The organism is Caulobacter sp. (assembly GCF_965279145.1).
Taxonomy (GTDB): domain Bacteria; phylum Pseudomonadota; class Alphaproteobacteria; order Caulobacterales; family Caulobacteraceae; genus Caulobacter.
Map to the genome: position 1 here is coordinate 2162746 of NZ_OZ257139.1, position 13224 is coordinate 2175969.

Sequence of the window (13224 nt, forward strand, 5' to 3'; positions counted from 1 at the left end):
AGGACGGGTTCCATGGCGCTGCACACGCCCCTTTGCGATCTTCTGCACATCGAGCATCCGATCCTGCTGGCCGGCATGGGCGGGGTGTCCTACGCCCCGCTGGCCGCGGCCGTCTCCAACGCCGGCGGCTACGGCGTGCTGGGCATGGCCGGGACGACCCCCGACTTCATCCGCGACCAGATGCGGCAGGTCAAAAGCCTGACCGACAAGCCGTTCGGCGTCGACCTGCTGGCCGCCACGCCCGACGCCCTGACCGACAGTGTCGAGGTCATCATCGCCGAGGGGGCTTCGTCCTTCATCGCTGGACTGGGCGTGCCGATGCCGATCATCGCCCGTCTGAAAGCGGCCGGACTGAAGGTCATGGTCGTCTGCGGGGCGGTCAAGCACGCCGTGAAAGCCGAGCAGGCGGGCTGCGACGCGGTCATCTGCCAGGGCGGCGAGGGCGGCGGGCACACGGGTCTGGTCGGCACCCTGCCGCTGGTGGCCCAGGCGGTGGAAGCGGTGAAGATCCCCGTGGTCGCCGCCGGCGGTCTGCACGACGGTCGCGGTCTGGCCGCGGCCCTGGCCCTGGGCGCCCAGGGCGTCTGGATGGGCACGCGGTTCATCGCCAGCACCGAAGCCCATGCCGGCGATCTCTACCGCCAGGCGGTGGTCGAGGCCGCCGACGAGGACACCGTCCGCACCCGCTGCTATTCCGGCAAGCCGATGCGGGTGCGCAAGAACCCCTATGTCGACGACTGGGAATCCCGTCCGGGTGATATCCAGGGCTTCCCGCAGCAGGCCATGGTCTCGATCCGGGCCGGCGCCATGGGCGGCATCGGCGGCCAGATCGAAGGGCTGGACAACGACAAGTCCTGCTTCGCCATGGGCCAGAGCGCCGGCGGCATCCACGAGGTGCTGCCCGCCGGCGAGATCGTCGAGCGGCTGATCAGAGAGGCCCAGGCGTCCATCACCCGGATCGCCGCCCTCAATCGCTGAGGTCGACGGCGGGCAACAGGCGCTGGAAGTGACGCTCCACGGCGTCGTGACACTCGCAGGCCCGCTTTTCGAGCGCCGGCCTGTCGAGGATCTCGATCCGCCCCCGCCCCGCCGAGATGACGCCCAGGTCCTGCAGGCCGCGCGCCACGGCCGTCACCGTGGTGCGCTGGACGCCCATCATCTGGGCCAGCGTCTCCTGGGTCAGACGCAGGGGTTCGTCGCCCGAACGATCGTGGGCCGACAGCAGCCAGCGGCAATAGCGCTGCTCGACGCCGTGCAGGGCGTTGCAGGCGGTCGACTGCATCATCTGGGCCAACAGGACGTCGGCGTATCGCGAGAACAGGTCGGCTATGGCCGGCGACTGGGCCTTGGCGTCTTCCAGGCGGGCGGTGGGAATGCCGAAGGCGAAGCCGGGAACACGCACGACGGCCCGGCCATAGGCGGGCTTGAACCCCGCGCTGACGATGCCGCCGATCGCGCCCTCGCGGCCGACATTGGCGACCTCGACCTCATGGCCGTCCTGCGAGACGACCAGCAGCGAGATCATGGTGGCGTGGCAGGGCAGATGCGTCGTGTTGACGTCCTCGCCGCAGTCGAACAGCACCATGTCGCGCGGCAGCTCGACCTTCCGCAGATGGGGCGCCAGGCGCGCCAGATCCTGCGATCGCAGCGCGCCAAGCAGCCGGTTGGCCACGAGATCGGCGCGGTTGGCGCCGGGCTCTCTCAGAGGCGGGCTTTCGCCGGTGTCCGCCATGGTCGGTCCTCCGCGAACGTGAAGCTTGCGCCCGAGATAGCGCGCGAAGCCCGGCTTAGTTTCCCATCGACGCGGCGAAGCTTCCGGGGCAGGCTTCGTTCCAGGGTTGGAGGGCGGACGTGCGCGATCTTGGACTCCTGAAGGCGCGGCTCAGCGAATACGGCGCGCTGTGGCTGGCTTCGTTTCTCTTCGTCCTGGCCTGGACGGCGATCGCCAGCCTGGCGCTCGGCCAGGATCTGATCGACGTGGCCGACAAGGTTCTGCCGATCAGCTTCATCGTCCTGGGCCTGGCCGTGATCGTCGGTCTCGGGGTCAGTGTCGCCGCCCGCGCCAGCCTGGGCGCCAAGAGCCTGGTGACCGTCCTGGCCCTGTTGCTGATCCTGCCGCTGCTGTGGTCGCCGGTGCTGGCGGTGCTGATCGTGGCGGCCATCGCCCGGGTGGCGATCGAATATTCCCAGGCCTACGCCCAGTTCCGGATCATCGTCAGCCAGCTGATCTATCCCGTGGTGGCCCTGCTGGTGGAAGGCCCGCTGGTCGCGGTGGTCTGGAACGCCTTCCAGGTCGTGGCCTCGATCGTCGGCTTCATCGCCTCGGCCCTGCAGGTCTGGCGGGTGGTCAAGCCGATGATGGCGCGCGCGGCCTCCGAGGCCTTGAGCGACGACGACTGAGCGTTCAGCTCAGTCGGGTCGGGCCGGGCAGAACGAAGTCCTCGTCCTGCACATGCAGCAGGACGGGTAAGCCTATGCCCGTGGATTGCTCGGCCAGACGCGAGGCCGCTTCGCTGGCCTGTCGTCGCGAGTGATAATGGCCAAACCGCAGGCTATCGCCCACGATGGACCAGTGGTCTCCGACGCGCACGACGCCGTAATGCACTTCAGTCATGGTCGACCTCCTTGCAGTATCCGCACGGTTGCGCCGATCCGTGGCGATCGCAAGGCCTAAGACGCCATCAGATGGCCATGGACCCGAAAGAGGGATTCGCGCGATGGGCGCGCCGTCGTGACATTCGCGACCGCGCCGGGAATAATACGGCCATGCTTCGCTTGCCTCTCCTCGCGTCCGGCGCCGCCCTGATGGTCGCCCTCGTGGCTGCGCCCGCCCTGGCCCAGGAGCGTGCGCCAGAGGAACGGCAGCGTCTGCTGGATCTGGCCTTCACCCTCGGCGAAAGCCACGCCCTGCGGCAGGTCTGCGAGGGCGCGAACGACCAGTTCTGGCGCTCGCGCATGGTTCGTCTCACCGAGGTGGAACAGGCCGACCAGGCCTTCGACGCCCAGCTGCGCGAGCGGTTCAACACCGGCTTCGCCGCCCGTCAGGGCGAGTTTCCGGTCTGCGACGCCTCCAGCCGCAAGGCCGAGCAACAATCTGCCCGCAAGGGCCAGGCCCTGGCCCTCAGGCTTTCCCAGTCGATGCGGGCGGTTCACCACGTCGCGGCCGATCCGGAGGCCCTGTCGCCGAATTAATGGCGGAGGTCGTCGCGCCGCGCTAACCTGCGCCCGTCGGTTGCAGGGAGTATGGTCTTGGGTACGTCAATCGTTCTGCTGGTCCTCTTGATCCTGGCCTTCGTGCTGGTCGTCAGCGTGATCAAGATCGTGCCCCAGGGGCGCGAATTCACGGTCGAGCGCTTTGGCCGCTACACCCGCACCCTCAAGCCCGGCATCAGCATCCTGACGCCCTTCGTCGAGACGATCGGCCGGCGCGTGAACATGATGGAGCAGGTGCTCGACGTCCCGCAGCAGGAGGTCATCACCAAGGACAACGTCTCGGTGAAGGTCGACGCCATCGTCTTCATCCAGGTGATGGACGCCTCCCAGGCCGCCTATCGGGTGGATAACCTGATGTACGCCATCACCCAGCTGGCGCAGACGAACCTGCGCACGGTGGTCGGCTCGATGGAGCTGGATGAGGTGCTTTCCCAGCGCGACCAGATCAACACCCGGCTGCTGTCGACCATTGATCACGCCACCGGTCCGTGGGGCGTCAAGATCGCCCGCATCGAAATCAAGGACCTGACTCCGCCGGCCGACATCACCAACGCCATGGCCCGCCAGATGAAGGCCGAGCGCGAGCGCCGCGCCGTCATCACCGAGGCCGAGGGCGAGAAGCAGGCCGCCATCGCCCGCGCCGAGGGCCAGAAGCAGTCGGCCATCCTGCAGGCCGAGGGCCGCAAGGAAGCCGCCTTCCGCGACTCCGAGGCCCGCGAACGGGAAGCCGAGGCCGAGGCCAAGGCCACCGCCTTCGTGTCCGAAGCCATCTCAAAGGGCGACGTCAACGCCATCAACTACTTCATCGCCCAGAAGTACGTCGAAGCGTTCGGCGATCTGGCCCGCTCGCCCAACGCCAAGACCGTGATCGTGCCCGCCGACTTCGCCGGCCTGACCGGAACGGTCGCGGGCGTGGCCGAGCTGATCAAGACGCTGGGAAGCTCCAACACGGTCGCGCCGACCCCGCCGGTTCCGCGCACCAACACGCCGACCGGCGGCGCGAAGCGGGTCTGATCCGATGGACGCTCTGGCGGATTTTCACGCGCTGCACCCCTTCTGGATCTGGCTGGCGGTGGCGGCGATCTTTCTGGCCATCGAGGTCGGCACGGGCACCGGCTGGCTGCTGTGGCCGGCGGCCTCGGCCGGCGTGGTCGGCGTTCTGACCCTGGGCCTGCCGCTCAACCTGCCCGTCGAGATCGCGCTGTTCGCGATCCTGACCATCGCCAGCACCTATCTTGCCCGGCGCTTCCTGCGTCCGGCGCTGGAGGGCCAGGCTCCGGACCTGAACGACCCGCTGCTGAGGCTGATCGGCCGGGACGGCGAGGTGCTGTCGACCTTCGAGAACAGCGCCGGCCGCGTCTTTGTCGACGGCAAGGACTGGCAGGCCAAACTGGAGGGCGCGCCCCCCTTGCCGGGCCAGCGCATCCAGGTCGTGGGCGTCGACGGCGCGACCCTGACGGTGCGGGCCCACTAGCGATTTACGGCCCGCGTCCCCATCTGGCGGACACCGCCGCTTGCATCGCGCGGGATCTAGAGGGGACCCCGTGGCGGGCATCATTTCTGTAAAGGGTCTGACCAAGACCTATGCTTCAGGCCATCAGGCCCTGAAGTCGGTGGATCTCGAGATCCGCCAGGGCGAGATCTTCGCTCTGCTGGGCCCGAACGGGGCCGGCAAGACCACGCTGATCAGCATCATCTGCGGCATCGTCAATCCCAGTACGGGTGTGATCCTGGCCGACGGTCATGACGTGGTCCGCGACTATCGCGCCGCCCGCACCAAGATCGGGCTGGTGCCGCAGGAGCTGCACACCGACGCTTTCGAAACCGTCTGGGCCACGGTGCGCTTTTCGCGCGGCCTGTTCGGCAAGGCCCCCAATGATGTTCTGATCGAGAAGATCCTTCGCGACCTGTCTCTCTGGGACAAGAAGGACAGCAAGATCCTGGCCCTGTCGGGCGGCATGAAGCGCCGGGTGATGATCGCCAAGGCGCTGAGCCACGAGCCGACCATCCTGTTCCTGGACGAGCCCACCGCCGGCGTCGATGTCGAGCTGCGTCGCGACATGTGGGAAATGGTCCGGGCCCTGCGCGACAGCGGCGTCACCATCATCCTGACCACCCACTATATCGAGGAGGCCGAGGAGATGGCCGACCGGATCGGGGTGATCAGCAAGGGCGAGATCATCCTGGTCGAGGACAAGGACGTGCTTATGCGCAAGCTGGGCAAGAAGCAGCTGACGCTGCAACTGCGCACGCCCCTGACCGCCGTGCCGACCCCGCTGTCGGCCTATCCGCTGGCGCTGGCCGCCGACGGCCACGAGCTGATCTACACCTTTGACGCCCAGGCCGAGGAGACCGGCATCGCCGAGCTTCTGCGCCGTCTCGGTGAGGCCGGCGTCGACTTCAAGGACCTGCACACCAGCCAGAGCTCGCTGGAAGATATCTTTGTCAGCCTCGTGAGGGACGCGAAATGAACCTTCACGGCATCAAGGCCATCTATCGCTTCGAGCTGGCGCGGTGGTTCCGCACCTTGGCCCAGAGCATCCTGGCCCCGGTCATCTCGACCTCGCTCTATTTCGTTGTGTTCGGCTCGGCGATCGGGTCGCGCATGCAGGCCATCGACGGCGTCAGCTATGGCGCCTTCATCATCCCGGGCCTGGTGATGCTGTCGCTACTTAGCGAGAGCATCTCAAACGCCGCCTTCGGCATCTACATGCCCAAATGGGCCGGCACGATCTATGAGCTGCTGTCGGCGCCCGTGTCGTGGATCGAGACCGTGATCGGCTATGTCGGGGCGGCGGCGACCAAGTCGGTGCTGCTGGGCCTGCTGATCCTGGCCACCGCCCGCATCTTCGTGCCGTTCGAGATCGCCCATCCGTTCGTGATGGCGCTGTTCCTGGTGCTGACGGCGGTGACCTTCAGCCTGTTCGGCTTCGTGATCGGGGTCTGGGCCGACAACTTCCAGAAACTGCAGATCGTGCCGGCGCTGATCATCACGCCCCTGACCTTCCTGGGCGGCAGCTTCTACTCGATCAGCATGCTGCCGCCGATCTGGCAGAAGATCACCCTGTTCAACCCGGTGGTCTATCTGATCAGCGGCTTCCGCTGGAGCTTCTACGGCGTCTCCGACGTCGGGGTCGGCGTCAGCCTGGCCATGACCTGCGTGTTCCTGGCCCTCTGCCTGACGGCGGTGTGGTGGATCTTCAGGACCGGCTACCGCCTGAAGAGCTGATATCAAATCCTCCCCCTAGCGGGGGAGGTGATCGCGAAGCGATCGGAGGGGGAAGTAACTGCTGAGCCATTGCGGTCTTCCCCCTCCGGCCTGACGGCCGCCTCCCCCTTCAGGGGGAGGACCTGTCGCTCTCTATCCTCGGCGTTCAGCGACTCGAACGCAGCAAAATCAACGACTTCCAACTTTCTCGCGCTTGCGTATCCCCCGCTCCCAAAACGGGTGGATACTTCTCCTTGTCCCCGTCGCAGGGGGAGGGCGCTTGGTACCGGCCCAAAGCGGCGACGGGTGATGAAGCTGAGCGGGGCCGCGCGGTCTCGCGTCGGGGACGAGGGTGGTCTGTTCGTTGGATAGATCCGGGACCACCGGAAGCCTGGGCGCGGAACGGCGCGGATCACAGGGCGGGGATCAGAGTCCGCCTATCGCACATCGTCGGCGTCGAGACGGATTAGCCGATCGACAAGATGCGCGCCCGTCCGGGGGCTAGTTGGGAATCAGAGCTGAAACCGACGCTCGTGTGCCCCAATCCTCACGGTCAAGAACAGCTTGGCGAAGCGGACAGGTCGAGCCGAAACGCACAAAACACATCACGGTCATCCGGGTTCGCCCCGGCCGCTTCGCGCCTCCCCACTAAACTCAGCGATCCGTCGCGTGAGGGCGAGAGCCCGTGTCCGCGACCTGCCCCTTCAGGGGGCGGACGACCTTCAGCGCCGCGTTTCCAGCAGACCCCGGTTGGCCAGTTCGTCGGCCCGCTCGTTCAGCGGATGGCCCGCATGACCCTTGACCCAGCGCCAGTCGACCTCGTGCCGGTTGCGGGCGGCGTCGAGGCGTTTCCAGAGGTCGTCGTTCTTGACCGGGCTCTTGTCGGCGGTCCGCCAGCCCCGGGCCTTCCAGCCATGGATCCACTGGGTGACGCCCTTCATCACATACTGGCTGTCGGTGTGCAGCTCGACCTTGCAGGGCTTGGTCAGGGTCTCCAGCGCCATGATGGCGCCCATCAGCTCCATGCGGTTGTTGGTCGTCGGAGTCTCGCCGCCGCAGATCTCTTTCTTCTTTTCGCCGTACATCAGCAGCGCGCCCCAGCCGCCGGGGCCGGGGTTCCCCTTACAGGCGCCGTCCGTATAGACGATGACCTTGGGCGTCATGAGCCGGTCCCGAACAGCGTCAGGCCCTCGCGGTGAACCGCCAGCTTGCGCTCGTACTCCATCGGATCCTTCGGCTTGACCAGGGCGCCTTCGGGCGTCGCGCCCCAGTCGGCCAGGCGGGTCAGGAAGAAGCGCATCGCCGCGCCGCGCGCCAGGATCGGCAGGGCCTGCTTTTCTGCGGGGCTCAGCGGCCGACGGCGCTGATAGCCGGTCAGCAGGGCGGCGGCGGCGGTGGCGTTGAAGCTGCCGTCGGCCTCGAAGCACCAGGCGTTCAGGGTCACGGCGATGTCGTAGGCGTAGCTGTCGTCGCAGGCGAAATAGAAGTCGATGGCGGCGGCGAACTTGCCGTCCGGCTTGAAGAAGACATTGTCGGGGAAATAGTCGGCATGGATCACGCCCGACGGCAGGTCGCGCGGCCAGGCCAGGGCCAGTTGGGCCAGATCGTTGTCGATGGTGGCCGACAGGCCGGGCTTGAGACCCTCGGCGGCCTTGCGGTGCTTGGCGAACAGCGGCGCCCAGTAGGGCTGGCCCAGGTCGTTGACGCGGCGGCCGCCATAGCCTTCGCCGGCCAGATGCAGATGGGCCAGGCCTTCGCCGGCCTCGCGGCAATGGGCGACCGTGGGTTTGCGCACCGACAGGCCCGACAGGAACTCGACCAGGGCGGCGGGCTTGCCGCGAATGGTCTTCAGCGTCCGGCCGGCGCGATCGGCGATCGGCGTGGCGCTGGGAAAGCCCTTGTCGGCCAGCCAGCGCATCAGGTTCAGGAAATAGGGCAGGTCTTCCGGCGCGGCGCGCTTTTCGTAGACCGTCAGGATGAACCGCCCGGCCTGCGTCTCCAGCAGGAAGTTGGAGTTCTCCACCCCCTCGGCGATGCCCTTGAACGCCAGGGCTTGCCCCAGGTCGAAGTCGGCCAGGAAGGCGGCGAGTTCTTCGTCGGTGATATCGGTATAGACGGCCATGATCCGGGGATGCGTGAGCCGGCGCTGGCGGTCAAGAGGGCGTCAGGTGGTCAGCAGTCTCGGCAGCTTGAACGTGACCGTTTCGCGGGCCTCGATCAGGTCCTCGATGGTGACGTCGAAGCGGGCGGCGATGGCGTCGATGACGCCCTGCACCAGATCCTCGGGCGCAGAGGCGCCGGCCGTCAGGCCCACGCGGGACACGCCTTCGAACCACGACCAGTCCAGGCCGCTGGCGTCATCGATCAGCCGGGCGTCCTTGGCCCCGGCCTTCAGGCCCACCTCGGCCAGGCGCACCGAGTTGGAAGAATTGCGCGAGCCGACCACCAGGATCAGCTCCGTGGAGCCGGCCAGATGCTTGACCGCGTCTTGCCGGTTGGTCGTCGCGTAGCAGATGTCTTCCTTGTGCGGCGCCGCGATGCCGGGGAAGCGGGCCTTCAGCAGGTCGACCATGTCGGCGGTGTCGTCGACCGACAGGGTGGTCTGGGTCAGGAAGGCCACATTGGCGGCGTCCTTGGGGACCCAGGCGCGGGCGTCATCGATGTTCTCGATCAGGGTTACGCTGCCGTCCGGCAGCTGGCCCATGGTGCCGACAACCTCGGGGTGGCCGGCGTGGCCGATCAGCACGATCTCGCGGCCCGAATTGAAGTGCTTCTGCGCCTCGACGTGAACCTTGGAGACCAGCGGGCAGGTGGCGTCGAGATAGATCATCTCGCGCGCCTTGGCCTCGGCCGGCACCGACTTGGGCACACCGTGGGCCGAGAACACGATGGGGCGATCGTCGGGGGCCTCGGACAGCTCCTCGATGAACACCGCGCCCAGGGCCTTGAGGCGGTCGACCACGTGGCGGTTGTGGACGATCTCGTGCCGCACATAGACCGGCGCGCCGAATTTCTCGATGGCGCGTTCGACGATCTGGATGGCGCGATCAACGCCCGCGCAGAAGCCGCGAGGGCTGGCGAGCACGACGGTGAGCGGCGGACGGACCGGAGTATGGGCGTTCATGCCGCGAACCTAAGCGTTCGACGGCGCATGTGCTAGCGTGACCACTGCATTGCGACGTCACGCATATGCCTTTATCAGGCTGCATGACGCCGACTGGGGCATGCGCCCCTTCAGGCTCTTCAATTCTGACCGGACGTTTCATGCGCCGTAACACCACGCTCGCGCTCAGCGCTTTTCTGGCCCTTTCGGTCGCCGCGACGGCCACCGTCGGTCACGCGCAGTCGCGTGGCCGGGGCGGTCAGGAACAAGGACAGGGCGGCGACGACGAACAGGCCGGCAAGAAGAAGAAGCGCGACGAAGAGTGGAACCAGCCCAAGGCTCCGCTGCCGCAGCTGCGCAACGCCGGTCCGTGCCCGTATGTGAAGGTGCTGTACGACGCCAGCCGCTTCATCGAGTTCAAGGACGGCAAGGAAAGCCCCTCGGCGACCGGTTTCACCGGCGAGGTTCAGGGCATCTCCTCGGGCTGCGCCTACAAGAGCGACGACCCGATCAATCTTCGCGTCGAGATTCTGTTCCAGCTGGGTCGCGGCCCGCAGGCCGCAGGTTCGGAGCACACCTATCGATACTGGGTGGCGGTGACCGAGCGAAACCAGGCCGTCATCGCCAAGGAATATTTCGACCTGCCGATCACCTTCCCGGCCGGTCAGGATCGCGTCTTCGCCACGGAGACGCTGAACACCATCACCATCCCGCGCGCTGACGCCAAGGTCAGCGGCGGCAATTTCGAAGTCTTGGTCGGCTTCGACGTGACGCCGGAAATGGCCGCCTTCAACCGCGAGGGCAAGCGCTTCCGGGTCAATGCCGGCCAGACGGCCCAAGCAGGGACTGCCACCAAGCAATGAGCGATTTGAAGCGGTCCTTGAGCGAGGCGGCCGCGGCCGCTTTCCAGGCCGCCGGACTTTCTCCCGAGTTCGGGCGTGTCACGGCGTCCGACCGGCCCGACCTTGCCGATTTCCAGTGCAACGGCGCCCTCGCGGCCGCCAAGAGCGCCAAGCGCAATCCGCGCGAGATCGCGGTTCAGGTCGTCGATCACCTGAAGGGTGATCCGCGCCTGGCCTCGGTGGAAATCGCCGGCGTCGGGTTCATCAACATGCGCGTCAGCGCCGAGGCCCTTTCGGCTCGCGCCAAGGAAATCGCCGCCGATCCGCGCGCCGGCGCCGAGCTGCTCGAAGACTCGCGCCGCGTGCTGATCGACTATGCCGGTCCCAACGTCGCCAAGCCGATGCACGTGGGCCACTTGCGCGCGTCGATCATCGGCGAGTCGATCAAGCGCATCTATCGCTTCCGGGGCGACGACGTGGTGGGCGACGCCCACTTCGGCGACTGGGGTTTCCAGATGGGCCTGCTGATCGTGGCGGTGATGGACGAGCATCCGTTCATCCAGGCCCTGATGGAAAAGCTGCCGGAAGCGCCGCGCGGCTTCACCAAGGCCGACGAGGACAAGGTGCTGGCGGAGTTTGTTCCGCTGATCAGCCTGGCCGATCTGGACCGTCTCTACCCCCTGGCCTCGACCCGCCAGAAGGAAGATCTGGAATACAAGGAGCGGGCCCGCAAGGCGACCGCCGAGCTGCAGAACGGCCGCTTCGGCTATCGCCTGCTGTGGCGCCACTTCGTCAATGTCAGCCGTGTGGCGCTTGAGCGCGAGTTTCACGCCCTTGGTGTCGACTTCGACCTGTGGAAGGGCGAAAGCGACGTTCAGGAGCTGATCGCGCCGATGGTGCGCCAGCTGGAAGACAAGGGCCTTCTGGTCGAGGACCAGGGCGCGCGCATCGTTCGCGTGTCCCAGGAAGGCGACAAGCGCGACGTGCCGCCGCTGCTGGTGGTCTCGTCGGAAGGTTCGGCCATGTATGGCACGACCGACCTGGCCACGATCCTGGATCGCCGCAGCTCGTTCGATCCGCACCTGATCCTCTACTGCGTCGACCAGCGTCAGGCCGACCACTTCGAGACGGTGTTCCGGGCCGCCTATCTGGCCGGCTACGCCGAACCGGGCACGCTGGAGCATATCGGCTTTGGCACCATGAACGGCAGCGACGGCAAGCCGTTCAAGACCCGCGCCGGCGGGGTGCTGAAGCTGCACGACCTGATCGAGATGGCCCGCGAAAAGGCCCGTGAGCGGCTGCGCGAAGCCGGTCTCGGCGCCGAGCTGTCGGAAGAGGCCTTCGAGGACACCGCCCACAAGGTGGGGATCGCGGCCCTGAAGTTCGCCGACCTGCAGAACTTCCGCGGCACCTCCTATGTCTTCGACCTCGACCGCTTCACCAGCTTCGAGGGCAAGACCGGCCCGTACCTGCTGTACCAGTCGGTGCGCATCAAGAGCGTGCTGCGCAAGGCGGCCGAGGCCGGCGTTCAGCCTGGCCGCATCGTCATCGGCGAGCCGGCCGAGCGGGATCTGGCCATGCTGCTGGACGCCTTCGAGGGCGCGCTGTCGGAGGCCTATGACAAGAAGGCCCCCAACTTCGTGGCGGAGCATGCCTACAAGCTGGCCCAGACCTTCTCGAAGTTCTACGCGGCCTGCCCGATCATGAGCGCCGAGGATGAGGCCACCCGCGCCTCGCGCCTGAACCTGGCCCAGACCACCCTGCGCCAGCTGGAGCAGGCCCTGGAGCTGTTGGGCATCGAAGCGCCGGAACGGATGTAGCTGGAGGGCGCCTCAGGCGCCTTCCAGGTCCTTCAGCACCGTCAGCAGATCCTCGACGCCGCCGCGCTCAAGATACTGCTGCGCCACCAGAACCAGCCTGAGCTGCTTGGCCAGCAGGGCCAGTTGCCGATGCTGGTTCTCGGTAACACGCTGCGCCGTCTCCGCTTCGACCGCGTCGGCCTCGGCCAGCAGCTTTCGGACCTCGGCCAGGGTCTTCTCGTTCTGGACGCCGGCCTTTTTCAGATATTCCCTGATGCTGCGCAGGCCCTCAGCGGCGATGGCGTGGGCTTCCTCACGCACGGTGGTCTGGGCCACGGGATCGGCGATGGCGTCGAGAACGCGACCGAGGGCGCTGTTCAGCTTGCCCATCAGTCCGACCCGAGCGTCGCTTTCCAGCGGCAGCAGATGGCGGGCATCGATAAGGGACGGCAGGTTGCGACCATCCGACGCCAGGGTCTTGCGCCGGGCCTCCACGAAGACCTTGATGATGAAACGCGACGCGGCGATGGCGTGTTCGGATTGCAGAACCGTCGCGGCCATCACCACGCCGTGTTCGGTGAAGGCGTATGGAAGCTTGCGACGGCCGCCATGTCCCGGTCTTGAAGTCGCATTTCGCGACATCAAGATTTCCAGCTCTTCCTTGGTCAGCCGGAAGGCGAAGTCATCGAACTTGCCGAGGTTGCGGCGGACCTGTTCGTTGAGCCGCCGGACTTCGACGCCGAACAGACGCGCCAGATCGGAGTCCAGGACCACGGAGACGCCGCGCACCTCGAAGACCTCAAGGGGAAGCTCGACTGGGGTCGGATGGTGGTCGTCGGTCATCGGCGCCTTTTGAAGTCGCAATCCGCGACTTCAAGTTTGGACCGTTCTCCCATTGTTCGCAATCGGCAGTTGAGGCGCGTTCTGCCCCGTTGACTCCACCGGCCGCCTCCCGCATTGAGCCGCTGACCCACGCGGGAGACATCGGGATTCGCGTCCCGAGGCCGAAGGCGCAACCGCCCCGGAAACGCTCAGGCAAAAGGACCGCGCGGGTTTAGG

General features: G+C 66.7%; 15 protein-coding genes and 1 riboswitch. Of the genes, 9 read left to right on the top strand and 6 right to left on the bottom strand.

Annotation, left to right across the window (positions count from 1 at the left end; genetic code table 11):
• Positions 1 to 12 precede the first annotated feature (12 nt).
• Positions 13 to 978, top strand: coding sequence for an NAD(P)H-dependent flavin oxidoreductase (locus tag ACQY9P_RS10055; protein WP_421739398.1), 966 nt, complete (start codon positions 13 to 15; stop codon positions 976 to 978).
• Here ACQY9P_RS10055 and ACQY9P_RS10060 read toward each other — a convergent pair.
• Positions 968 to 1732, bottom strand: a complete 765-nt coding sequence (locus ACQY9P_RS10060; RefSeq protein WP_421739397.1) for a Crp/Fnr family transcriptional regulator — start codon at positions 1730 to 1732, stop codon at positions 968 to 970. The genes ACQY9P_RS10055 and ACQY9P_RS10060 overlap by 11 nt on opposite strands.
• A 119-nt stretch (positions 1733 to 1851) precedes the next feature.
• Here ACQY9P_RS10060 and ACQY9P_RS10065 point away from each other — a divergent pair, with 119 nt between their 5' ends.
• Complete coding sequence (locus ACQY9P_RS10065) at positions 1852 to 2400, top strand: hypothetical protein (RefSeq protein WP_421739396.1); 549 nt, start codon at positions 1852 to 1854, stop codon at positions 2398 to 2400.
• A 4-nt stretch (positions 2401 to 2404) separates the two neighbouring features.
• On the opposite strand, the gene ACQY9P_RS10070 is transcribed toward ACQY9P_RS10065, so the two are convergent.
• Entirely contained in the window at positions 2405 to 2614 is a 210-nt protein-coding gene (locus ACQY9P_RS10070) for a hypothetical protein (protein WP_421739395.1), read from the bottom strand.
• A gap of 152 nt (positions 2615 to 2766) precedes the next feature.
• On the opposite strand from ACQY9P_RS10070, the gene ACQY9P_RS10075 reads away from it, so the two are divergent.
• From ACQY9P_RS10075 to ACQY9P_RS10095, 5 genes are read left to right on the top strand one after another with little or no spacing between them, the layout of a single operon-like run.
• A complete protein-coding gene (locus ACQY9P_RS10075) occupies positions 2767 to 3192 on the top strand; it encodes a TIGR02301 family protein (protein WP_421739394.1) in 426 nt (141 codons plus the stop codon).
• 57 nt (positions 3193 to 3249) lie between these two features.
• Entirely contained in the window at positions 3250 to 4227 is a 978-nt protein-coding gene (locus ACQY9P_RS10080; protein WP_421739393.1) for an SPFH domain-containing protein, read from the top strand.
• Positions 4228 to 4231: 4 nt separating this feature from the next.
• Positions 4232 to 4687, top strand: coding sequence for an NfeD family protein (locus ACQY9P_RS10085; RefSeq protein ID WP_421739392.1), 456 nt, complete (start codon positions 4232 to 4234; stop codon positions 4685 to 4687).
• A 40-nt stretch (positions 4688 to 4727) separates the two neighbouring features.
• Positions 4728 to 5684 carry an ABC transporter ATP-binding protein gene (locus tag ACQY9P_RS10090; protein WP_421739391.1) on the top strand — a complete coding sequence of 319 codons (957 nt, stop codon included), beginning with the start codon at positions 4728 to 4730 and terminating at the stop codon, positions 5682 to 5684.
• Positions 5681 to 6442 (top strand): ABC transporter permease, encoded by a 762-nt coding sequence (locus tag ACQY9P_RS10095; protein WP_421739390.1) that lies wholly within the window; start codon positions 5681 to 5683, stop codon positions 6440 to 6442. Before ACQY9P_RS10090 ends, ACQY9P_RS10095 begins: the two co-directional genes overlap by 4 nt.
• 701 nt (positions 6443 to 7143) lie before the next feature.
• Here ACQY9P_RS10095 and rnhA read toward each other — a convergent pair.
• From rnhA to ispH, 3 genes are read right to left on the bottom strand one after another with little or no spacing between them, the layout of a single operon-like run.
• On the bottom strand, positions 7144 to 7584 hold the full coding sequence (gene rnhA, locus ACQY9P_RS10100) for a ribonuclease HI (protein ID WP_421739389.1): 441 nt from the start codon (positions 7582 to 7584) through the stop codon (positions 7144 to 7146).
• Complete coding sequence (gene thrB, locus ACQY9P_RS10105; protein WP_421739388.1) at positions 7581 to 8543, bottom strand: homoserine kinase; 963 nt, start codon at positions 8541 to 8543, stop codon at positions 7581 to 7583. The genes rnhA and thrB overlap by 4 nt, the downstream gene beginning before the upstream one ends.
• A 42-nt stretch (positions 8544 to 8585) precedes the next feature.
• Positions 8586 to 9545: a 4-hydroxy-3-methylbut-2-enyl diphosphate reductase gene (gene ispH, locus ACQY9P_RS10110; protein ID WP_421739387.1), complete on the bottom strand. Its 960-nt coding sequence runs from the start codon at positions 9543 to 9545 to the stop codon at positions 8586 to 8588.
• Positions 9546 to 9685: 140 nt separating this feature from the next.
• Between ispH and ACQY9P_RS10115 the strand changes: the two genes are divergently transcribed.
• Positions 9686 to 10387, top strand: a complete 702-nt coding sequence (locus ACQY9P_RS10115) for a Tat pathway signal sequence domain protein (protein ID WP_421739386.1) — start codon at positions 9686 to 9688, stop codon at positions 10385 to 10387.
• Positions 10384 to 12186: an arginine--tRNA ligase gene (gene argS, locus ACQY9P_RS10120; protein WP_421739385.1), complete on the top strand. Its 1803-nt coding sequence runs from the start codon at positions 10384 to 10386 to the stop codon at positions 12184 to 12186. The genes ACQY9P_RS10115 and argS overlap by 4 nt, the downstream gene beginning before the upstream one ends.
• A 12-nt stretch (positions 12187 to 12198) precedes the next feature.
• Here argS and ACQY9P_RS10125 read toward each other — a convergent pair whose 3' ends face one another.
• Complete coding sequence (locus ACQY9P_RS10125; RefSeq protein ID WP_421739384.1) at positions 12199 to 13008, bottom strand: ORF6N domain-containing protein; 810 nt, start codon at positions 13006 to 13008, stop codon at positions 12199 to 12201.
• A gap of 122 nt (positions 13009 to 13130) precedes the next feature.
• A riboswitch (glycine riboswitch) is annotated at positions 13131 to 13222 on the top strand.
• Positions 13223 to 13224 lie beyond the last annotated feature (2 nt).